Origin of the sequence: Vibrio sp. RE86, assembly GCF_013114545.1 — a bacterium.
Classification (GTDB): Bacteria; Pseudomonadota; Gammaproteobacteria; order Enterobacterales; family Vibrionaceae; genus Vibrio.
Genome location: NZ_VTXI01000001.1, coordinates 359,466 through 382,068, shown reverse-complemented (window position 1 = coordinate 382,068; position 22,603 = coordinate 359,466). Strand labels below are relative to the sequence as shown.

The following is a 22,603-nucleotide window of genomic DNA, read 5'->3' as shown; positions in this document are numbered from 1 at the left end:
TTATGCGCTCACAAACGCTCTCGTCCATACCGCGAGCAGTATCATCGCAGACATAATCCAAACGAGTGTGGCCATTGATAGCGTCTGAATTAGGCTCATCCGATAACTAAAATAGTAGACCGCCAGAAGATAGCTTGCATAAGGTAACAGAGAGTACAGACCAAACAGCGCGGTAACACGTAACTCCTCCATCCCTCTTTCATTTCCTACGATAAAGTGAGCAATAAGAGCAAACGTTGGAAACAACGGCACTAGTCCTGAAATGTAAAAGCTTTTACTCTTCGACAATAAGGCAATCATCAATACTGCCGCAGCGCCAAGCAAACATTTAAGAAACAGAGCAATCACGGTATGGCCTTATGCAAGATTAAGAAACAACTCTTCATCTGTCATGTACTTATGCTTAGAGCCTAAGTTACGTAAATGCATGAACATAAAGTCAGGGAAACCTGGGGCTAAAAGATCATTTGGTTGCCAAACAATCCCTCCAACAAACACATATCGCCCTTGTTTTTCGTCAGTGTGCAGTGTGTTATTAATTTCTGTTGAGAGCTCTGGACGAACTCCTTCAATAACACAAACTATCTGACCCTTAGCAACCCCGACGACACGCTTAACTAAGTTCGCTTTCATACCGCATTTCCACGCTTGGCGAGTCGCTAACTCGAAGCCATGTTTTCGCACACCTTTGTGGATATTCACGATCAAATTCATCGCAATAAGCCCATGGATAAAGAGAATTACTTCTAGATTATTGCCCAATGAAATAATTAACGACTGTCCATTTACTTCTGTTTCTCACCAGATGAAAAAACCAGCAAAATCTCAATTTAGATTCTGTGGACCCTAGCCACTATCGGTCATCTAATCTTTTCTCCTATTGCTAATCTGACCAATTTCGTTCACATTGGCGTTACAAAAAATAAGGAGTATCAATGAGTACTGCTAGCTTTCTTCGCTTAATATGTCTTGCTGCAATTTGGGGAAGTTCATTCCTCTTCATGCGCATCGCTGCCAATACCTTTGGGCCTGCATACCTTATCGAATTAAGAGTCGGGTTTGCCGCCGTAACGCTTTTTCTGGTTTCGCTTGTGATAAAACGAAACCTCGCCTTTCGCGCCAATTTCAAACACTTTATGATCATCGGTTTGTTTAATACTGCCCTGCCTTTCATTTTGTTTGCTTATGCTGCACAAACGCTCAACGCTTCAACTCTTTCAGTCCTTAACTCAACCGCGGCAATTTGGGGCGCAATGATTGGCATATTTTGGCATCAGGCAATCCTGACAAAAAAGGCAACACTTGGAATGGTCATTGGTGTAGTGGGAGTAATCACCTTGGTTGGGATGGATGCCATCAATATTGGTATCGATGCCGCATTACCCATCTTGGCCGGAGTCATGGCAGCCAGTAGCTATGGAATTGCGACCAATTACACTAAGAGCGCGCCAAAGATCCCTTCGTTCGACAACGCTCATGGCAGTATGTGGGCTGGTGTCCTAATTATATTGCCACTGTTACCTTTCATCCCTATGCGATCGGAACCTACCCAAATCGAGATGATGTCGGTTATTGCGCTGGGCGTAATCTGTACTGCAGCAGCTTACCTGCTTTATTTTCGCTTAGTCGCCGATGAAGGTGCAGCCTCTGCGCTGTCGGTTACGTTCCTTATTCCCGTATTTGGTATTTTCTGGGGATGGTTGATATTGGACGAGCCAATTGGCTTCAATACCGTTATTGGCACTACACTTGTTCTATCTGGAACAATGATGGTGACAGGCTTTTCACCCGCTAAGTTCATACTCAGGGCAAAAACTGCATAGCTCACTTTCACACGTCCGCAGCCAATCCCTACCTCGGCTGCGGTTCATCTCCAATGGCTTTCCCACCACCTCCTCCATCGTCGTTGACTACAGATCACGTCCTTAGTCTGCGCAAAACCACATTCAGATCACAAATCTAACAAGAAAAGCACTTTCATTTACAAATAAATGCGACCCACAACAAATAAATCCCTATGTTGTTTCGATAAATTTATAAATACTTTCTTACAAATACGGTTTAGCCACTCTGATGGAATGGAAATATGAAAGAAGTTAAATTTCGAACGATTGACCGACTGTTTATCAAAATGTCTATCAATGACAAGATTTGGACAATTGTGGGTCTATTCTTGTTATCTATTACAATCATTGCCGGAGGACGCTACCTCCATACGCTCGATAGCATTGAAAGCAATACGATTTTAGCTGCCGAGCAGTACCTCGAAGGCGCACTCAATGTGGCTTCATTGAGTGACAATAGCCAAAACACGTTAAATTCGTTGGACAATGTGATAGAAGTACAACGCGCGCAGCCTTCAACCTACTCAGAAGGCGTTGCCGTCGTTACAAAGGCAGCCAACAACGGAAAGACGTACCAACTGACGTTTCACAACACCTTAGCCATCGAAGAAGAAACACAAGCACTGACCACTTTTGCACTCAGCTTTTTATGTGCTCTCCCTTTTGGGCTCTTCTGTTATTGGGTAGCGACTTTCCTAGGCGGCGCATTGTGGGTTTTATATACCACAACGCAACGCATTGGTGAGGGCGACCTAACTTCTCGTCTTGGCTTTCACCCTGGTCGTGACGAATTCGGTACAATTGGTTGTGCATTAGATAAGGCGATGGATACGTTGACCGAACTGGTAGTGACCGTTAAAGACAGTGCCACGACTCTAAGCGAAACGTCTTCATCGTTTGAGCAAGAAATCAAGACCAGTGAAACCCAAATCGGTCACCAATATAGTTCTCTAGACTCGGTCGCCACAGCGATGGAAGAGATGACAGCGTCGGCTAAAGAAGTTGCAAACATATCACAGCAATCGACTCAACAAACTGAAAACGATTCACAACATATCGAGCAGAGCCACGCACGTGTTCAATCTGCGATCAACGAGATCAGCAAACTCTCTGATTACATCGGTCAGGCTTCACAATCGGTTTCAACTCTAACCGAAAATACGACCCATATTAATGAGGTGATCACAACGATCAATTCCATCTCGGAGCAGACTAACTTACTCGCACTCAATGCAGCAATTGAAGCAGCACGAGCGGGAGAGCAAGGTAGAGGCTTTGCGGTGGTTGCAGATGAAGTTCGAACCTTGGCTGGCCGTGCTCAATCAGCAACAGTAGAGATCCAAACAATGATCGAGAAACTGCAATCAGAAACACAAACTATTGCATCGATCACTGAGCAGACCGTAAGCCAAGCTCAAACAAGCAGTGATTTAGTTGAGGAGATTGGCCATGACGTTCAAGCTATCTCCCAGTCAGCTCATGCACTTATGGAAATGAGTATTCAAATATCAACATCTGCTGAGGAGCAAAGTTCTGTCGCGAACGATATTGCTTCCGAGCTTAGCGATATCCGAACTCAGTCCAATACGATTCGCACCATCGCGGAGCAGTCTTCACAGGGCATCGCAAATCTAAGTCACACGTCAAAGTCGTTAACTGAAGTGCTAACGCAATACCAAACTCAATAACACGATTCACTTGCCTGTAGCGCAAAAAAGCCAGTACTAAACTGGCTTGCCTTACCTATACTTAGTTTAACTTCTAAGGTGGGACAAGGATGGCGCTATGGGCACCTTAATACTCGCATTACTACTCTCTACCCCAAACGCTGGTGCGACATCAGCATCAATACCTCTTAAATGTACTTTACTGAACACAGCAGATACCTTTTGGTTTTATCGTGAACAGCTAGTGTATGAGAGTGAGCAATTCGTAATTCTTCAGAACTTTAAAGGGCGAACGGTTACTCAAGTTGACATGAAAACTGGGGAGCTTATCCGAACGACTTACATTGGTGATCCTTATGATCCCAAATATCAAATTCTCTTGGGCCGTTGTTTTGATTCAGCACATACCCTAGAGATGTGGAAGCTTGATAGTGTGCCATACGACAATTAACGGATGTTGGCGCAAGCGTAGCGTTTAGATTCACATTTCTTTAACATTAATATCCACCAGATCGAATTTGCATTTAGTATATTTACTCAACTAAATGGAGGATTGGTCATGGAAGAGTTATTAAAAGAATTTGCGGTTGTGACAGAAATACCTGTCGCTTGGGGCGAGATGGATGCGCTTCAACATGTTAATAATGCGGTCTACTTTCGCTACTTTGAAACGGCAAGGCTAGATTACTTTAAGGAGATAGACTTACTCGTCAACCTTAAAGAGAGCCGAATAGGTCCTGTCCTTGGGCACACTGAATGCCGCTATAAACTGCCCGTCACCTACCCTGATACACTGCTCATTGGATCTCGTGTAATCGACTTACAAGACGATCGATTTACTATGGAATACAAAATCATCAGCACTAAACTTGGCAAGGTAACAACCGTTGGTAATGCCACTTGTGTGATGTTTGCCTTCAAAAACAACACCAAAGCGACATTACCAGAGTCAATTAAAACTGCTATCAAAACGACAGAGGGTCACTAACGTCCTAAAAAGTCACTCCCAGGCCAATAAAGTGCATTTGGCCTGAGAAAGTTCCATTTACGGGAGATACAGAGCTTTCATGAAGCATATCGACATCGCCTAAATCCGCGTATTCATAGAATAGATCAAAGGTATAATCGTTCCACGAAGTCGACGCGCCTACCGAATATCGATATTGTTCGCCAACAGGTAAGTCGACCCATTGATACGTCGGATCATTTTGCGGAGAAGTTTCATACGAGAAGCCTGCTTTTAGCTTCCAATCACTCGAAACTTGATAGTCAGCCCCAAGCGCGATTTTCCAAACATCATCCCATTGTCGGTCAATACTTGCTTGAGCTCCACCAGCAAGCTCGAAAGCAGTTTGATCCCATTCGCTCCATCGATGAAGTTGAACGCTGGTCAGTAAGTTGAGTTTATCCGTCGCTGCATATTTCGCACTGACATCATAGATAGCGGGTACCGAAAGATCCGTCGCGACAGACGGGCTCAACGCAGCTGGCCCAGTCATTGTGGTCGAGAATTCGTGCTCCACTTTAGAGCGGAAGCTAAAGCCAAGGTCAACCTGCTCATTGAGTTTGTACATCACGCCCACGTTATAGCCATAAGCCCAATCTGAATCCTCATCTAAGTTAACTTGACCGTTAAGCATGCCCATCTCTAGCGAGGCCCAGCTAAATTGGATCCCCGCACCGAATGAAAGGTTTTCATTTGCCTGATAACTCACAGACGGATTCAATTGAAGCGCGGTCAGCGTGATGTCACTCATCAGCAGACTCCCTGCCCACTCTTGCCCATAGTCGATACTGGAACCACCAACCGTTCCTAGAGCAATACCTGCATGCCATTTGTCTGTTAACTGCTGAGTATGGAACACGCCAACAGCGGGCATAACGGTGTGGCCATTAGCATTTCCCCCGCCCTGTTTGTCGTCATAATCCATTTGTAAGTCAAACAACAAACCATTTACCGTGGTTTTACTCTCTCCCATATATGACATTGTCGCTGGGTTCGCCCACATAGCGGCCGCAGAGTCTGTATAGACCCCGTCTCCTGCACCAACCGTACCTGCGTTAGCAACTACGGCTTCTTGGAGTAAAAGCCCACTTGCGTAGACCGGCGAAATGAGCAACGAAGAGACGCCTATAACGGGGATTATGAGATTGGGTAAGAGACGTTTCGTAGGTACATTGAAATCAGGCATGCGTATTCACTATGTTAGGTTTTATCACCAACCACGATTGCTTGGCTAAATTACACTGCGTATTTTAAGGCACCTGATTTGCCTTGTATGAATATCCATTATTACTTGCGGCTATATCCTACGGGGAATTTTCAACCGTTTACCTGTCGATTCGTCACGTACTTGGTATATACTCACCGCTTCGTCAATTATCTAGTTTTAACTCCCCCATGAACAAAAGCTTACTTACTAACATCATTGCTTTAGCGCTATTAGCCGGTGGCTACCAAACCGATAATCAACTTGCCTTCTATGCTGGCCTGTTTGCCTTTTCTGGCGCTATTACAAACTGGCTCGCAATCCATATGTTGTTTGAGAAAGTTCCAGGGCTATATGGCTCGGGTGTTATACCGGCTCGTTTTGAAGAGTTTAAAGCCGCGATTAAGAATCTGATGATGGAACAGTTTTTTACTCAAGAGAACATCGACAAGTTCTTAAACAAAGAGATGGCGGGCGGGAAATCACTCAATCTCGAACCTGTGATTGAAAAGATCGACTTCAATCCTACTTTCGATTCACTGGTTGATGTTATCGCAAACTCTCAGTTTGGCGGGATGCTCGCGATGTTTGGTGGGACAGAAGCTCTGCAACCACTAAAACAACCTTTTGTAGAGAAGATGCAAGAGGCGATTATCGACATGAGCCAGAGTGACACCATCAAAGAGGCTTTGAAAGAGCAATTTGAATCCCCGGCAATGATGGATGAAATCCGCGACAATGTTGAAAATATTATCGACCAACGTTTAAGTGAATTGACGCCTCGTTTAGTTAAAGAGATGGTTCAAAAGATGATCAAAGAGCACCTAGGCTGGTTAGTCGTTTGGGGTGGCGTCTTTGGCGGTATTATTGGTGTTATCTCTTCATTTGTAGCCTAAGCACCCAAAATACGGACAGTAAAAAGGGAAGCCACCGAGCTTCCCTTTTTCTTTGCACATCGTGTTAAAGCTTACCTATCAAATCAGCATTCACACCAAAACTGGTTTTGTGCTCTTCTATCACCACTTCGCTACGAGTTTGGATTACTCCTGGCAAAGTACCTAATTTGGTCGACATGAAGTTTTGATACGCTTTCATATCTTTGACTCGCACTTTAATCATGGTGTCAAAGTCGCCAGACAGTGAATAGCACTCTTCAATTTCAGGCATATCTGCTACGGCCTGAGCGAACTTTTCGAAGATAGAAAAACTGGTTTGATCTAAACGGATATGAATAAAGACCTGAACATCTAACCCTAGTTTCTCTGGGTTTAGTTCAGCATGATAGCCTTTTATATACCCCTCTTTTTCTAACCGTTTTACACGATCTGAGCAAGGGGATGTGGTTAAGTTAACTTGTTTGGCAAGCTCTACAACAGGTAGTCGACCTTTTAAATTTAAGGCACGGAGAATTTCTCGGTCGATTCTATCTAGTTCCATCGGCGAATCATTATAAGTGAAGGTAGAGAAACACTATTCTAAAACAAAAGTGCAGTTCTACTTACACCCACACCAATCTTTGCAGAAGTTTTGTGAAGGTTACGCGATTTTTACGCCAGAGAACGAATCTTCTTGAGAAGTCGCGACACTGCTTTGAGCATTACATACGCGACAGAAGGCTTGTTTTTCCATTTTCACATAGTGATCGCCCTTAAACACAGTAGCGAAAAAGCAAGCCATCGATTTCATCACAGAGTCATGTTCTTCGCTACAACGTTTAAGGACAACTTTGTGTGGGGTGCTCTTTTGGCAGCAATGGCAGTGCATTTGTGGCATGTGTGTTCTCTCCGTTGAATCAGTCTGCTACTGATAATCGACATATTATGAACATGAGAGTTCAAAAAACTTAAACGAAAGTTTATAAAGTGTGATTTCTGTTCAATTAATACACAGGCAAGAAATTATTCTGTGCGCTAGCAATACCGTCATAAAAAAAACAAAAAAGCCCCGCTAACATTAGCGAGGCTTGAATACATTATCTAAATGACGCCTTAGTCTAATTCGACAAGCTGCTTTTTGAATGTCGCATGCTGAGACTTCACCGCTTGCTCAGGCTCACCTGTCATCAAACTAACACCAACGATAGCAATCGTTGAGAAGATGATTCCTGGTACGATTTCGTACACATCAAACCAACCACCAGATAGCTGTTTCCATACTACAATTGTGATACCACCAACTAAGATACCCGCTAGAGCACCATTACGGTTCATACGCTCCCAGTAAAGACTTAGAATAAGTGCAGGACCAAATGCGGCACCAAAACCTGCCCACGCATAAGAAACCAAGCCAAGTACTGAGCTGTCAGGTGTCATTGCCAGTACAAGCGCCACAATCGAAATACCGATTACCGCAATGCGGCCAACCATAACGATCTCTTCAGATGTTGCATCTTTCTTGAAAACTTGTTTGTAGAAGTCTTCAGCCAGTGCTGATGAAGATACCAGTAACTGAGAGTCGGCTGTACTCATTACCGCCGCAAGAATAGCCGCCAGTAAGATACCTGCGATAACTGGGTGGAACAGAGAGTTAACCAACAGCATGAAGATTTTCTCACCATCATCAACACTGATACCAGAGTTGTTCGCGTACACAAGACCAACCAGACCGACTAGCATTGCACCAACCATTGATAAGCCAGTCCAAATCACAGCAATACGACGAGCTGTGGTGAGATCTTTGTTGCTACGAGATGCTTTGAAACGCGCCAAGATATGTGGCTGACCAAAGTAGCCTAAACCCCAAGCCGCTAGCGAGATGATCGCAATCGCAGATAGTGGTTCACCTTTCGCATCGTTCCACAGTGTAAGAAGCTCTGGGTTGATTGCTGTCAAATCACTGCCCAGTTGGCCAAAGCCACCTTCAAGCGCCGTAATAGGCACAATCAGTAGCGCTGCAGACATCAGTAGACCTTGCACTAAGTCAGTCCATGAAACCGCTAAGAAACCACCAAATAGTGTGTAAGACACAACACAGATCGTGCCGATCACTACCGCTGTGGTGTAATCAAGACCAAAGACTGTTTCAAATAATTTACCGCCTGCTACTAAGCCTGAGCTTGTGTAGAAAAGGAAGAATAAAAGAATGAAGAAAGCAGCGATTACCTGAATCATCTTTGAATTATCATTGAAACGACGTGATAGGAACTCTGGCAGAGTTAGCGCGTCCGTCGTAATGCTGTAAGTACGTAGACGTTTCGCTGTGATCAGCCAGTTCAACCATGTACCTACCAATAGACCGCCCGCAAGCCAAAATGCCTCAATACCAGCCGCGTACGCGTAACCTGGTAGGCCAAGCAGTAGCCAACCACTCATGTCCGATGCACCTGCTGACAATGCCGCAGGCCATGGGCCTAGCGAACGGCCGCCAAGGAAGTAGTCACTTGAGCTTTTCGTTCGTTGGTAAGCAATAACGCCAATTGCAAGCATCAGAATTAGATATGCAATAAACGTGGTTGTAATAGCAAAGCTATTTTCCATTTGATTTGTCCTCTTGTAAAAGATCGCCTTCCCTGAATGCCTCCATCTCGGGAGGCAAATCATTGAAGTTTAGTGAGCTTCGCTCCCTAGCTCTAGCAAGGTTGCGTTGCCACCCACTGCAGTTATATTTATTGTTCTAGTACGCTCAGTAATAAATCTCAGCGCTAGATGTGGATCGTGTGCAACAGGAATGTTGACCAGATCCGTTTCAGACGTCAGGCTCACAATGGCACCTGAGCGTTTTGCCAGTTGGCGGTTGATACTGGTTTCAACCTCTGGATTTCCTACATAACCAATACTGCGTACATCGGACTCAAGCAGCTGATGATAAGCATCGAGTGCTGCAAACTGTACAAGGTTAGTTGGAAGTGAAGACTGCGTATAAGCCGCCTCCAATGCTTGGCTAAGCTCAGTATCATCACCACATAAGATGACACCGTTACCAGCAACAAGTGCAGCAATAACCTGCGCTACTACGGCTAGCTTAGCCTGCTCTTGTGAGCTGTCCTGAATCACAAGAGCCACACCACGTCCCGCGGTGTAAAGTTCATTTGTTTCACCTGTTGGGCCAACCAATTGATGCGTTTCAGCCAAAAATGCTGATGCTTGCTCAATATGGTACGACGCCACAGACGCTAATTTAGGCTGCGTCATTTGCAAAGCCTGTTTAAAAGCGAGTAGACACTCACTCTTTGAATCAAAATCGGTAAGATTCCAGTTTTCCCACGCTGAAAATGCATCAGAAAAACGTGTTACTTGATGAACCATGCTACTTCTCCTGCACTAAATTAAGAAAACTGAGTTTGAGTGAAACGGTATAGGTAGTGTGGACCACCCGCCTTTGGCCCTGTACCGGATAAGCCTTGACCACCGAATGGCTGAACACCAACCACCGCGCCGACTTGGTCTCGGTTGATGTAACAGTTACCGACTCGCGCGTGTTTCTCAATCCAGCGATAGGTTGTTTCATTGCGGCTGTGGATACCCATTGTTAGGCCAAAGCCTGTGGTATTTATCTGCTCAACAATCTGAGTCAACTCACTCGCTTTGAAACGAACAATGTGCAAGATAGGGCCAAATTGCTCCTCTTTCAGGCACGATATATCACGAATTTCAAATGCAGTCGGTGCAACGAAATCGCCACGCTCGTGCTCTTCAGAAAGAGCAAGTTGTGCAACTTTCTTCTCACTGTTCGTCATGGCTTCGATATGAGCCATCAGTTTGTTCTTGGCCGTTGAATCAATCACAGGACCAACATCAGTTGAATGTAGGTATGGTTTTCCAACGCTCAGCTCTTGCATCGCACCTTGAATCAAAGCAACGATACGATCAGCAATATCTTCCTGAACATACAGAACACGAAGCGCGCTACAACGCTGGCCTGCAGACGCAAACGCCGAGCGAATAACATCACGTACAACCTGTTCTGGAAGCGCAGTACTGTCTACGATCATCGCGTTTTGGCCGCCTGTTTCCGCAATAAATGGAACAGGATCAACGTCGCGCTCTGCTAACGTGCTATTGATTCGCTGAGCGGTTGGTGTCGAGCCTGTGAATGCCACGCCTGCAATCGCTGGGTGAGAAGTCAGCGCAGAGCCAATCTCAGCACCACGACCAGTAAGGAGCTGAATAGTGCCTGCAGGGAAGCCTGCATCCATCATCAGCTCAACAGCGCGCGCTGCAATTAGGCTTGTCTGCTCGGCTGGCTTAGCCACAACAGTATTACCGGCTACTAAGGCTGCGGTAACCTGACCTAAGAAAATCGCTAGGGGGAAGTTCCACGGACTAATACAAACAAAGACACCTCGGCCTTCGCGTGATACCAGTCGAGCTTGCCCATCAAAGCCATCAATTTTGATAGCACCCAACGCGTTAACTTGCTTAGCGTAGTAACGACAGAAGTCTACCGCTTCACGGACTTCATCAATACTGTCATGAATCGTTTTACCTGCCTCTTGGTGGCATAGAGCAACAAGCTCTGCAAGATTCTCTTCTAGCAAATCGGCTAGGTTTTCTAGTTTCTCGGCTCTTGTCGCTTTATCGCTGGTGCTCCACGTTGAAAATGCTTGCTGCGCACCTTCAATCGCTTCGGAAACATGATCAAGGGATGCGAAAGCCACCTTTCCGACTTCAATAGTACGGTCGTAAGGCGCAGTCACTGTTTCAAGGTTTACACCTTCCTTGATCATGCTTTCGGCAAGTTGTTGACCGTTGATGATCGGTCCTGCGTTCCACTCTTTGTTTAAAAAGCTCTCGACTTCATGTTCAAACGGCTTCGCTTCACTCTCAATATCTACGTTGATACCAATAGAGTTTTTGCGCTCAGGGAATACAGCAGGAGGTAGTGGAATCTGACCGTTGTTCAGCGTGTCAAACGCATTCAACATATCAACTGGATGCTGCGTCAATGTATCAACCGGGCAGCGTGCATCGACTAGTCGGTGAACAAAGGAACTGTTTGCACCATTTTCAAGTAGACGTCGAACAAGGTATGGCAATAGATCTTTGTGGCTACCAACTGGCGCATAAATACGAACAGATTGCTGATACGCTTCCATCGCGTGATTGTAAAGTGAATCTCCCATACCATGCAGGCGCTGGAATTCGAAATCTTTGTGCTCAGCCATCACAGCAATCGAAGTCACTGTTTGAGCATTATGGCTAGCAAACTGAGGGAAGATGTTGCCGCGTACATTTTGACTCAACAAGAAACGTGCGCAGGCTAGATAAGCCACATCGGTCGCTTCTTTACGGGTATAAACTGGATAATTGCTGTAACCAGCTTGCTGAGACCACTTAATCTCACTGTCCCAATAAGCACCTTTTACTAGGCGTAGAGGAATCAGGTCGCCTTGTTCTTTTGCTAGGCCATTTAGCCAAACAAGTACAGGAAGTGCGCGCTTAGAGTATGCTTGAACAACTAAGCCAAACTTACCCCAGCCTTGAACAAGTTCACTACGATAAACCTTTTCAAATAGCTTAAGCGACAGCTCTAAACGATCAGCTTCTTCCGCATCGATAGTAATCGCAACATCAAGCTCTACTGCTCGGCGTAAAAGCTGCTGAATGGTGTCGTATAGTTCGTTAAGCACACGCTCTTCATTTGCAACCTCATAGCGAGGGTGCAGTGCAGAAAGCTTGATAGAAACAGACGGTGCTGGGCTAACATCTGACGCATAGTTATCACGGCCAACCGCTTCAATCGCCATCAAGTAGTCTTTGAAGTACTTGTTGGCATCTGCAGTGGTTAAGGCAGCCTCACCTAGCATGTCATAGGAATAGGTGAATCCTTTGTCGCGCATTGGGCGACCATTCTTCTGCGCTTCTGCGATTGTTCGGCCTAAAACAAACTGATGCCCCATCACTTTCATTGCTTGGTGCATCGCTTTACGAATCACTGGCTCAGACATTTTGTTGACGAGTCGATTTACTGCACTCACTGGGCTTTGTGACTCGTTCTCAGAAAGGCCAACGACCTTACCTGTTAACATCAGCCCCCATGTCGATGCATTCACGAACACAGAATCAGAGTTCTTTAAGTGTGACTTCCAATCCGCGACCGTTAACTTATCGCGAATTAAAGCGTCAGCCGTTGCTGAGTCAGGAATACGCATCAATGCTTCGGCCAAACACATCAGTAAGATGCCTTCTTGAGTATCTAGACTGTACTCAAGTAACAACGCATCAATCATCTGAATAGACTTTTTGTCAGCTCGAATCGACTCAATCAGTTGGGTAGTCTTTGCCGCAATCTGCGCTTTTTCGTTATTAGTTGGTATTGCTAGCGGCAGTAATTGCTCAAGCCATTGTGATTCGTCCACCATATAAAGTGGCGAGATCAACGACCAAAGCTTGTTAAGCGGTTGCTCAACAAACTCAGCGTTTAACACATCAGTCGCTGTAAACATGCGTTTTCCTCAATCTCACACCTGAAATCAGTTCAGGTTTCCTACAATGGCTGCAGTGTATTTTGAGCTTGAGAAGATTACTTGTCAAAAACTCCGAGTTTTTTGCTAAAAACTCTGATTTTTAACAAAACTAAAACAGGGTCACATCCAAATAAGCAAAATATTATATGGTTTACGTTATCTTATTTAACCGAATTGTTTCTTATACAAAGATGGTGACATCCCTTGAAGGCGAGAAAAGGTGTGAGTAAATGCACTTTGGCCAGAAAAACCAGTGAATTCGGCGACCTGCCCTAAGGTGAGGTGTCCTTGCTCGATAAGCTGCTTGGCCATATCAATTCGCTTACCAAGGACATACTGGTGAGGAGTAATACCCATCTGTTCTTTGAATAAGGAGTGGAACTGGCTTTCGCCCAAGAAAACACTGCCCGCTAATTGAGTAACGGAGATTTTATGGCTCAGGTGCTGCTCAATGTAACGATCAATCGCCTCTAAGTCGAAACGGGACTCTTTGCGGACCGCTTCAAAGGCTGACATGTGTCTTTGTAGTAAGGCAACCACCGTATCGTTACAAGCTCGACTTAAAAGCAGGTCATCAGGGTTGGATTGCATTTCTGCAACTAACATCTGAATCAGTTTTTGAATTTGACCATCTAGTTGAAAATAGGTATCCCTTTGATTCAGTTCATTTAGCCTTTGCAGCATAAGAGGGTCGTCCGTATTCGGCATTGGCATATTCAAAACCAGTATATCGGACTGCCCGACAACCCCACCAAATGCATGACCACTGCCGGATGTCACCACACAACCCTGACCTGGGCCAACTAAGTTCCCATAGCCCCCAACTTCAAACTCTGCCTGCCCCTTCAAACCGATAACCACTTGCGTGTAGTTATGATCATGACAATCCATATAAGAAGGTAGAGTCACCAGCTGCGCAGGCTTGGGTGACGATTCTTTGGCAGTATCTAAGAGGCTTTCTGGGGGATTGGACGAAGACATAAGCAGGTTCAACATAAAATCTTTCTAATTTATATATGGTATAACAAAAGTGATATAACTCGAAATTTGCACGTATACATATGCAACACACACTCACTTTCCCTACTTGAACCAGTACCTTGCCATGCTGTAGATGCTGAAATATTGCTCATAAAAACAACTGGAAGAATGACCAAGTGCACATAAATTACGGTCAATGTCACTTCTATAGAAGTTGATATGACTTGAGCTCAAATCTTTACTTGCATATTTTTCTAATGGAATCAAAATGTATAACCTAGAAGTGAGTTTGATTTGACTCTTTTGTTGAATAGCTCAACCATTAGAACGGAAAACTGGAATTACAAACCTGCATCTCATGCGTAAGTTGCAAAGTGTCAAAAGTTTGTCCTTTTTCTGAATACAGTGCTCATATGGATATTAAGCACCGATTTTTATTCTATGACCAATAATTTACACATTAATAGTTTGCAGAAATTTATGATCATACGTCGCGTTCCAGCGCTTTTGCTTGCGCTAAGCCCGTTTTGGGTTACTACATCAGTTTTGGCAGAACAGACTGCTCAAACTGATCCAGTATCCGAACTTGAGAAGAAGATAAAGACCAAACAAACTGAAATCGACAACATGGCAACGGAGTACAGCTCTGAGTCAAAGCGTCTGCAGCAGCTAGAAAATGATTACTCAATATTAAAGCATGAAGAGCAAGAGCTCGATGCGAAGCGTAATCGCGCTAAGTCAACATTAGACAAGCAGTATGGAAGACTACTCGATAATCCAGACATCGATCTTGTTACTTTCCAACGAGCTTACCAAGATGCGTGGACTGAAGTTAAGAAGAACCAAAATGCTTTGCTTGAACTTCAACAGGCAACTGCAGAAAGCAAAATGCGCATTTCTCAGGTAAAGCAAAAGCAAACCAGATTCGATTCAGAATTGTCATACCTGAAAGAACAAAAAGTAGAAGCTCGTGTTAACCGTTTAAACTCTGAGTTGAGTGAGAGCGAAGTTCTAGAAGCAAGCTACAGAACTACCTGTTCTGCAACCATGACACTGGGTGAATGTACTAGCCAAGGCCAGTACCTCACTAAGCAGCAAGCTGTCAAAACGTTTAAAACTAAACTCATGGATAGCCTAACTGAAGCAGACATTGCTAAAAAGAATGCCGATGGCGTGCAACTGAACATTCATGTTCAAGATAGCCAAGTTATCAGCGCAGGCTTTGAGGGTAACAACGGTTACTATGCTCAGCTTCAAGCGACGGTTCAAGCTCACCCAGAAGCGGCAGCTGCTTGTAAACTATTAAATATTTCGACCCGTTACTGTTTAAAAAACAGCACGACCAACGAAACTAAGACAAACTATAAAAAATGGATTAGTGTCACTGTTCGTTCTGACCAATACGAAGACAGCGTGATGATCAACGGTATTAACTACGGCAGCACACCAGTAGAAGTCGTATTACCTCGTGGTCAACACGAAGTTACCGTGTCAAAAGATGGTTTCCAGACCTATAACCGCACGATATCTGTCACTACAGATGATACTGTTTGGGTCAAGCTACGCCCAAGCGGCTAGTAAACAAGTATTAATTGGGAATACTTAAATGAGTCTAAACGCTAATCTGAGATCTACCGATCAATTTCAGTTAGCGTTTTATTCGTTTTCGGTCTCACTAATTCACCAATAAGATGTAGAAGAAAGTCAATGCGCCTAGGTTTATCTGCCCTTTTAATAGCATTATCTCCCTGTTTAGCTCTGCCAACGGTATGGGCGCAGGAAAATGCTTTGTCCATAGAACAAATTGACGAGCAATTATACAGCAAGCATGATGCGTTGCGTGCCGCAGAGCAGTTAAAGCTAGAACAACAGTCTACATTAGTGCAATTGCAAACCGATGTTAAAGCACTCCAAGCACGCTCCAAATCTTTAGATTCAGCTTTATCGAAGGCAAAAACTAAGCTGTCTGAAAGCTATAAATCGTTAGACGAAGATCCAACGACAGACTTATCTTCTCTTCAAGCAAAGTATCAAGAAGTTTGGACATCAATAAAAACTAATCAGAAAGCATTGCTAGACGCTGAGCTTGCCCTCGAAGAAACTCAAAATACAACGGCTCAGACTAGCCGAGAAGTTAATGCTATTCGAAAATCGCTCAATAACCTTGAGCAAGCGATGGTACGGGCTCGAGTCAACCGCCTAAAATCAGAGCTGGCGCAACCAGAATCGGTGACGATTAGCTACACCAACCGCTGTTCATCTTCATTGACTCTCGCCCAGTGTGATAGCCAAACACAAAGCCTCGCCTTACAAAAGGCTGTAGAACAATTTCGTTCTAAACTTCCTGCGCGTGTAACAGAACAATCGCTCGTTGCGAATAATCTAGATAATACCTCACTCAATATTCACGTAGTTAAACACTCAACTCGAAGCAGTAACTTTCAGGATGGTGAACAGTTCCATACTGTCATGGACGTGGAGCTAGAAGCTAGACCTAGCACTACTGCGCCATGCCAACTACTGTCAATCAGCTCTCAGTATTGTTATGGTGCTGGAACAGCAACCAGCACGTCCCAATTAGATCAAGAGATCGCTTGGGTCACCCTAAACGTCAGTTCAAACTTATCTAACTCCCTAGTCTTAATTGATGGAATCTCATATGGAGTGGCTCCAGTCGAAGTGATGCTCCCTGTAGGAGACCACAATGTTGTTGTACAGAAAAAAGGCTACAACAGTTTCTCGAAGACTATGGCGTTAGAGTTTGATTCAGAGTTACGTGCAAAACTAGAGTCTGATCTCTACCCTCTCAAAACGGGGCGTAAGTTTTCTGACAAAATGAGAAATCAAAGTCGAGCACCTGAATTAATCACGATCACGTCAGGCACATACTTTATCGGAGAGCACGCATCCAACCAGGTTCGCCTCAAGTCTTCTTATGGCGTAGGTGTCACACCAATTACAGTTAGCCAGTTCACACGTTTTGTTGAAGATACCGCTTATAGAACAGACGCTGAACTTAAAAACACGTGTACCGCGTTAATAGATGGTGAGACAACCCCAGTTGAAAACAGCAATTGGAGAAGTCCAGGCTTTAATCAACACCCTAACTCTCCTGTCGTTTGTGTCAGTCAAAACGACGCCAGCTCTTATGCTAAATGGCTAATGAAGCAGACAGGACAGAAGTATCGACTTCCTACAGAGGATGAGTGGGAAATCGCTGCTCGCGCAGGAACCAGCACGAAATTTTGGTGGGGTAACGAGTTTCTTACCGGGCGCGCAAACACAGGTTGGAGCGGAACGCCTTGGTCAAACACCAGTACTTCTCCGGTAAGCGCATTTAAACCTAACCAGCTTGGTCTTTATGATACGGTTGGTAATGTTTGGCAATGGACCAGCAGCTCCCGAGGTATTGCAAAGGGTGGAGCTTGGAACTTCTCTCCTGAAATGGCCGCTGCTGACAAGCAATTGTATTTGTCACCGTCTTCAGCAGCCAACTACCTTGGCTTTAGAGTCGTAAGAGACATCCGATAAATCACCACCTAATACTAAAAAGGCCTAGTCCATTACAGACTAGGCCTTTTTGACATTTGGCTCAGAGCATTAAGGAGCTAATCGGTCAATATTCCACTGCTCCTGCTCACGTGAGAACAGGAATCGGTCATGCAGTCGATGCTCGCCACCTTGCCAGAACTCAATGCTCTCTGGCTTAATTCGGTAGCCTCCCCAGAAACTCGGTACTGGAATATCACCACTCTCAAATTTTTGCTTCAACTCTAGGAACTTACCTTCCAGTACACCACGCGCAGAAATACGACTACTCTGCTTACTTGCGATTGCAGCAAGCTGGCTAGCTTTAGGGCGAGAAGAAAAATACTTAATGTTTTCTACGGCTGTTAGCTTTTCAGCGACACCAGTAATGTGTACCTGGCGCTCTAGAGGGTGCCAAGGAAAATGTAAACTTACCTTAGCATTACCTTCGATCTGCTGAGCTTTACGGCTACCTAAGTTGGTGTAAAAGATAAAACCCTGCTTATCAACATCTTTCAGGAGAACAATACGTTGAAATGGTTGACCAGTTGCGTCAACCGTCGCGACTGTCATCGCAGTTGGATCCGTCAGTTTGGCGTCAATCGCTTGTTTAAGCCAAACATCAAACTGTGCAATCGGATTGGCCAATAAGTCTTTTCTTCGCAAGCCACCTTTTGTGTACTCGCGGCGAATATCTTCAAGCTCCATCTTTACTCCTAGGCGAAATTTTTTCCAAGATTGTGCGCTCTTAATCTACATAACTCAAGGTCAGATGTCTGTAATTAGTCCATTTGATAGACTAACTAGATAAAATTAAGAGGATATATCACTCAGGACTGCTATTCTTACATCAAATCCTTAACATTTCGTTAGATGAGTAATAAAATCAATAAAATAAAGCTAATTTTCGAGGGACAACCATGAGCAAAAGCAGTTATGACAAACTAACTCCTAATGAGTTGGAATATGTCGATGATAAAACTGCAGCACTTCTACTCAACACCCCAACCAGCGCAAGAATTATGCTTTGGATAATGGTGTTGTTTTTCGTGCTTGCTGGCTTATGGGCATCTTGGGCTGAAATTGACAAGGTCACTGTCGGCCAAGGCAAAGTCGTACCATCATCGCAAGTCCAGGTTGTACAAAACCTTGAAGGTGGCTTAGTTAAAGAAATTCTCGTTCGTGAAGGACAAACTGTTCAGAAAGGGCAGCAATTGTTGCTCATCGATGACACTCGCTTTCGTTCCGACTACCGTGAACGTGAACAACAAGTCGCTAACCTGACCGCCAGCGTGCTTCAGCTGTCTGCCTCAATTACGAGCGTGCAAATTAATGAAGACTTCAGTGAAGATAATTGGCAAAACAACGTTCAGCTTGATTTCAATAAACTCGCTTTCCCACCGTTATTGGAAGAGGTTCAACCCGACCTAGTTGCCCGTCAACGTGCAGAATACCGCCAAGACCTCAATAACCTGCGTAACCAAGTCTCTTTGATCGATCAACAAGTAAAGCAAAAACAGCAAGATCTTGTCGAAATTCAAGCGCGTGTACGTAACCTACGCGAAAGCCATCGATTCGCGAAGAAAGAGCTAGAAATCACACGCCCTCTCGCTGAAGAAGGTATCGTACCCCGCATCGAACTGTTAAAACTGCAGCGTCAAGTGAATGATACTCGTCGAGAGCTTACCTCTAGCGAACTTAAAATGCCCGTCCTCAAGTCGGCTATCAGAGAGTCGATGCTCAGCCGCATAGACGCCGCACAGAAATTCCGTTCCGAACAACAAGAGAAGTTAAACGAAGCTCAAGATAAACTGTCGTCACTTACAGAGTCTACCGTAGGGCTAGAAGACCGAGTCAATCGTACTATCGTAACGTCTCCTGTAATGGGTACCGTCAAAACACTCAACGTCAATACAGTGGGTGGTGTAATTCAACCGGGAATGGACATCGTAGAGATAGTGCCTAGTGAGGACACGCTCTTAGTAGAAGCTAAAATCGCCCCTCAAGATATTGCGTTTTTGCGCCCTGAACTGCATACCGTGGTGAAGTTTAGTGCTTACGACTTCACCAAGTACGGTGGTTTAGAAGGCACATTGGAACATATCAGTGCCGACACGACGACTGATGAGGAAGGCAACAGTTTCTATTTGGTTCGAGTTAGAACCAAAGAAACAAGCTTAGATAAAGACAACTCTCTTCCTATCATCCCTGGTATGACAGCTTCTGTTGATATTATCACCGGTAAGCGAACCATACTTGAATATCTACTGAAGCCGATACTCAGTGCACAAACCAATGCGCTTAAGGAATAAATGGATGATGGTTTTGTCTCCCTTTCAGTCACAAAGGTGTGAGATTGAAAGGGCTTAATAATCTCAGCGCTGCGGTCGCAATTACCGTGGTGTTACTCGCCTCTACTGCCTCGTTTGCTCTTAATACACAAGAGCAACGTTGGGTTGATGCGGTACGTCAGACTTATGGAGACCGAGCGGGAAAACGTGTTGAAACATGGCGTAACGAAATGTCTCAGTACAAGTCTCTACCAGAAAGAGACAAACTCACGAAGGTAAACAACTTTTTCAATCAACTCTATTTTGTCAATGACATCAACCTGTGGGGCAAGAACGACTATTGGGCAACACCGCTAGAGTTTTTAGGCAGTAACGCTGGAGATTGTGAAGACTTCACTATCGCTAAGTATTTTTCTCTGCTTGAACTCGGTGTCTCAGATAAAAAACTTCGACTTGTGTATGTTAAAGCCATTGAATTAAATCAGTTTCATATGGTATTAGCTTACTATTCAAAGCCCAGCGCTGAACCGATATTGTTAGACAATATCAACCCACAAATAAAGCGAGCTTCATTACGCCGAGACCTTCTACCGATATACAGTTTTAACGGTAAAAACTTGTGGCTAATGAAGTCGAAAAATGGACAACTGGCAGGGAAGTCATCAAGGCTAAGCCTATGGAATGATCTCCGTGCCCGCGAGAAATCGCTCCAATTAAATAAACCCAAAATTAATTATGATGAGTAGGCAACATGACGTTATATAAACAACTTGTCGCGGGAATGATTGCGGTTATTTTGATGCTTTTGATATCGGTGTTTATCATCGAGTTCAATACCACTCGAAATAACCTCATTCAGCAACAGCGCTCTGAAGTAAACAACACCATTAATACTGTCGGACTAGCACTTGCGCCTTATTTGGAAAGCAAGGACCAAGTTGCAGTTGAATCTGTTATTAATGCCTTGTTTGATGGCAGCAGCTATTCAATCGTGCGTCTCATCTTTCTCGATACTGGCGACGAAATCCTACGGTCGTACCCTATCAAGCCCAATCGAGTGCCGAAATGGTTCACTAGTCTGAACCTATTCGAAAAAATTCATGATCGCCGCGTTGTGACAAGCGGCTGGATGCAGCTAGCAGAAGTCGAAATTGTCAGTCACCCTGGGGATGCCTACACCCAGCTTTGGCTTGCTTTTGAACGCTTGGTCATCGCGTTTTGCATCATCATGTTAATTGGTCTGTTCTCTATCTCATTTATCCTTAAACGTGCGCTCAAGCCACTTCAGCTGATTGTTGATAAGATGGAGCAAGTGGCTCGTAACCACTTTGGTGAGCCTCTACCTCGCCCGACAACACAAGACTTGATTTACGTTGTCGACGGTATTAACAGCATGTCAGCACAACTTGAACAGTCTTTCAAAGCTCAAGCAAAAGAAGCTCAGCAACTTCGTGAGCGTGCTTACATCGACCCGGTTTCACAATTGGGTAACCGCGCGTACTACATGAGCCAGCTAAATTCATGGATTGGCGAAGGTGGTATTGGTGGCGTTGCCATACTTGAAGCAAGCTTTATTCGCGAACTGTATGACGATAAAGGCTACGAGGCAGGTGATGGTATGGTGCGTGAACTAGCCGATCACCTCAAGGTGTCACTCACATCACCAAACGTGACCATTGCGCGCATCTCTACCGAAGAGTTTGGTTTTATTCTACCGAACATGGAAGATTCCGAGCTTAAGCTCATCGCTGATAGCATTGTGACTTACGTACAAGACATCAATGCAGACCCTACAGGGATGGCAACATCGAATCTAGCGCTTGGTGTGGTATACAGCAAGTCATCCACCAGCTCATCTAAGCTTCTGACTATGCTAGATAACGCTCTGGCAACCGCTAAATCCAATCCTGAGATCACTTACGGTTATGTGACGGAAGAACATACCGATAGTCTAATGGGTAAACAGCAGTGGAAGAGCTTAGTTGAAGAAGCCATCAATAACGATTGGTTCAGCTTCCGGTTCCAAGCTGCGAACAACACTTGGGGTCAGACTTACCACCGAGAAGTGTTCTCTGCGATTGAAAAAGATGGTGAACGATTCAGTGCCAACCAATACCTGTTTGCGTTAGAACAGCTGAATGCAAGCCACCTGTTTGATGAATATGTTATCGAAGCGATAGTGAAACGACTTGAAGCGGGAGAATTCAACGAACCTGTCGCAATAAACATTTCGCAAAGCAGTATTGCTCAACCAAGCTTCATTCGTTGGGTCACTCAGTTACTCAATAAGCACGCTTCAGTGGCCGCATTGCTTCACTTTGAGATCCCTGAAAACTGCTTTATTCACTCTCCTCACCACACAGCACTATTCTGTAACGCAATTCGTGGGACTGGCTCTGACTTCGGGGTGGATAACTACGGACGTAACTTCCAATCGCTTGATTACATCAATGAGTTCCGCCCAGCCTATGTGAAGCTAGATTACCTCTACACCCACCACTTGGATGATGAGAAACAGAAGTTCACATTGACGTCGATTTCAAGAACTGCGCATAACTTGGGTATCAAGACGATCGCTTCTCGTGTTGAGACTCAAACTCAGCTTGATTTCTTGTCTGAACACTTTATTGAAGTCTTCCAGGGCTTCATCGTAGATAAATAACAATAAAGGTATAGC

At 44.6% G+C, this 22,603-nt stretch carries 20 protein-coding genes; 10 read left to right on the top strand and 10 right to left on the bottom strand.

Annotation, left to right across the window (positions count from 1 at the left end; genetic code table 11):
* Together F0231_RS01735 and F0231_RS01730 are read right to left on the bottom strand one after the other, a co-directional pair.
* Window positions 1-348, bottom strand: coding sequence for a GlpM family protein (locus F0231_RS01735; RefSeq protein ID WP_171757990.1), 348 nt, complete (start codon window positions 346-348; stop codon window positions 1-3).
* A gap of 9 nt (window positions 349-357) precedes the next feature.
* A complete protein-coding gene (locus F0231_RS01730) occupies window positions 358-714 on the bottom strand; it encodes an acyl-CoA synthetase (protein ID WP_171757989.1) in 357 nt (118 codons plus the stop codon).
* 221 nt (window positions 715-935) lie between these two features.
* Here F0231_RS01730 and F0231_RS01725 point away from each other — a divergent pair, with 221 nt between their 5' ends.
* From F0231_RS01725 to F0231_RS01710, 4 genes are all read left to right on the top strand, one after another.
* Entirely contained in the window at window positions 936-1,823 is an 888-nt protein-coding gene (locus tag F0231_RS01725; RefSeq protein WP_171757988.1) for a DMT family transporter, read from the top strand.
* A 263-nt stretch (window positions 1,824-2,086) separates the two neighbouring features.
* Entirely contained in the window at window positions 2,087-3,532 is a 1,446-nt protein-coding gene (locus tag F0231_RS01720) for a methyl-accepting chemotaxis protein (protein ID WP_171757987.1), read from the top strand.
* A gap of 97 nt (window positions 3,533-3,629) precedes the next feature.
* On the top strand, window positions 3,630-3,962 hold the full coding sequence (locus tag F0231_RS01715; RefSeq protein WP_171757986.1) for a hypothetical protein: 333 nt from the start codon (window positions 3,630-3,632) through the stop codon (window positions 3,960-3,962).
* A gap of 108 nt (window positions 3,963-4,070) precedes the next feature.
* The gene (locus F0231_RS01710) at window positions 4,071-4,499 is read left to right on the top strand and encodes a thioesterase family protein (RefSeq protein ID WP_171757985.1); all 429 of its coding nucleotides are present in this window, start codon (window positions 4,071-4,073) and stop codon (window positions 4,497-4,499) included.
* 4 nt (window positions 4,500-4,503) lie between these two features.
* Here F0231_RS01710 and F0231_RS01705 read toward each other — a convergent pair whose 3' ends face one another.
* Window positions 4,504-5,631 (bottom strand): OmpP1/FadL family transporter, encoded by a 1,128-nt coding sequence (locus F0231_RS01705; RefSeq protein WP_253825694.1) that lies wholly within the window; start codon window positions 5,629-5,631, stop codon window positions 4,504-4,506.
* 281 nt (window positions 5,632-5,912) lie between these two features.
* On the opposite strand from F0231_RS01705, the gene F0231_RS01700 reads away from it, so the two are divergent.
* The gene (locus F0231_RS01700) at window positions 5,913-6,617 is read left to right on the top strand and encodes a DUF445 domain-containing protein (RefSeq protein ID WP_171757983.1); all 705 of its coding nucleotides are present in this window, start codon (window positions 5,913-5,915) and stop codon (window positions 6,615-6,617) included.
* Between the two features lie 64 nt (window positions 6,618-6,681).
* On the opposite strand, the gene F0231_RS01695 is transcribed toward F0231_RS01700, so the two are convergent.
* From F0231_RS01695 to F0231_RS01670, 6 genes are all read right to left on the bottom strand, one after another.
* Entirely contained in the window at window positions 6,682-7,158 is a 477-nt protein-coding gene (locus tag F0231_RS01695) for an Lrp/AsnC family transcriptional regulator (RefSeq protein WP_171757982.1), read from the bottom strand.
* A 99-nt stretch (window positions 7,159-7,257) separates the two neighbouring features.
* The gene (locus tag F0231_RS01690) at window positions 7,258-7,494 is read right to left on the bottom strand and encodes a hypothetical protein (protein ID WP_171757981.1); all 237 of its coding nucleotides are present in this window, start codon (window positions 7,492-7,494) and stop codon (window positions 7,258-7,260) included.
* Between the two features lie 215 nt (window positions 7,495-7,709).
* Entirely contained in the window at window positions 7,710-9,197 is a 1,488-nt protein-coding gene (putP, locus tag F0231_RS01685; protein WP_171757980.1) for a sodium/proline symporter PutP, read from the bottom strand.
* A gap of 69 nt (window positions 9,198-9,266) precedes the next feature.
* Complete coding sequence (locus tag F0231_RS01680) at window positions 9,267-9,965, bottom strand: 1-pyrroline-5-carboxylate dehydrogenase (RefSeq protein ID WP_171757979.1); 699 nt, start codon at window positions 9,963-9,965, stop codon at window positions 9,267-9,269.
* 20 nt (window positions 9,966-9,985) lie between these two features.
* Entirely contained in the window at window positions 9,986-13,105 is a 3,120-nt protein-coding gene (putA, locus tag F0231_RS01675) for a bifunctional proline dehydrogenase/L-glutamate gamma-semialdehyde dehydrogenase PutA (RefSeq protein ID WP_171757978.1), read from the bottom strand.
* A gap of 186 nt (window positions 13,106-13,291) precedes the next feature.
* Window positions 13,292-14,107: an AraC family transcriptional regulator gene (locus F0231_RS01670; RefSeq protein WP_171758078.1), complete on the bottom strand. Its 816-nt coding sequence runs from the start codon at window positions 14,105-14,107 to the stop codon at window positions 13,292-13,294.
* 480 nt (window positions 14,108-14,587) lie between these two features.
* On the opposite strand from F0231_RS01670, the gene F0231_RS01665 reads away from it, so the two are divergent.
* A complete protein-coding gene (locus tag F0231_RS01665) occupies window positions 14,588-15,685 on the top strand; it encodes a PEGA domain-containing protein (RefSeq protein WP_171757977.1) in 1,098 nt (365 codons plus the stop codon).
* Window positions 15,686-15,814: 129 nt separating this feature from the next.
* Window positions 15,815-17,638: a formylglycine-generating enzyme family protein gene (locus F0231_RS01660; protein WP_171757976.1), complete on the top strand. Its 1,824-nt coding sequence runs from the start codon at window positions 15,815-15,817 to the stop codon at window positions 17,636-17,638.
* A 69-nt stretch (window positions 17,639-17,707) separates the two neighbouring features.
* Here F0231_RS01660 and pdxH read toward each other — a convergent pair whose 3' ends face one another.
* A complete protein-coding gene (gene pdxH / locus F0231_RS01655; protein ID WP_171757975.1) occupies window positions 17,708-18,343 on the bottom strand; it encodes a pyridoxamine 5'-phosphate oxidase in 636 nt (211 codons plus the stop codon).
* Window positions 18,344-18,555: 212 nt separating this feature from the next.
* Between pdxH and F0231_RS01650 the strand changes: the two genes are divergently transcribed.
* The 3 genes from F0231_RS01650 to F0231_RS01640 are packed head-to-tail and all read left to right on the top strand — an operon-like array spanning window position 18,556 to window position 22,588.
* A complete protein-coding gene (locus tag F0231_RS01650; RefSeq protein ID WP_171757974.1) occupies window positions 18,556-19,947 on the top strand; it encodes an HlyD family type I secretion periplasmic adaptor subunit in 1,392 nt (463 codons plus the stop codon).
* Between the two features lie 44 nt (window positions 19,948-19,991).
* On the top strand, window positions 19,992-20,672 hold the full coding sequence (locus tag F0231_RS01645) for a transglutaminase-like cysteine peptidase (protein ID WP_171757973.1): 681 nt from the start codon (window positions 19,992-19,994) through the stop codon (window positions 20,670-20,672).
* A gap of 5 nt (window positions 20,673-20,677) precedes the next feature.
* A complete protein-coding gene (locus F0231_RS01640) occupies window positions 20,678-22,588 on the top strand; it encodes an EAL domain-containing protein (RefSeq protein ID WP_171757972.1) in 1,911 nt (636 codons plus the stop codon).
* The last annotated feature ends 15 nt before the right edge of the window (window positions 22,589-22,603 follow it).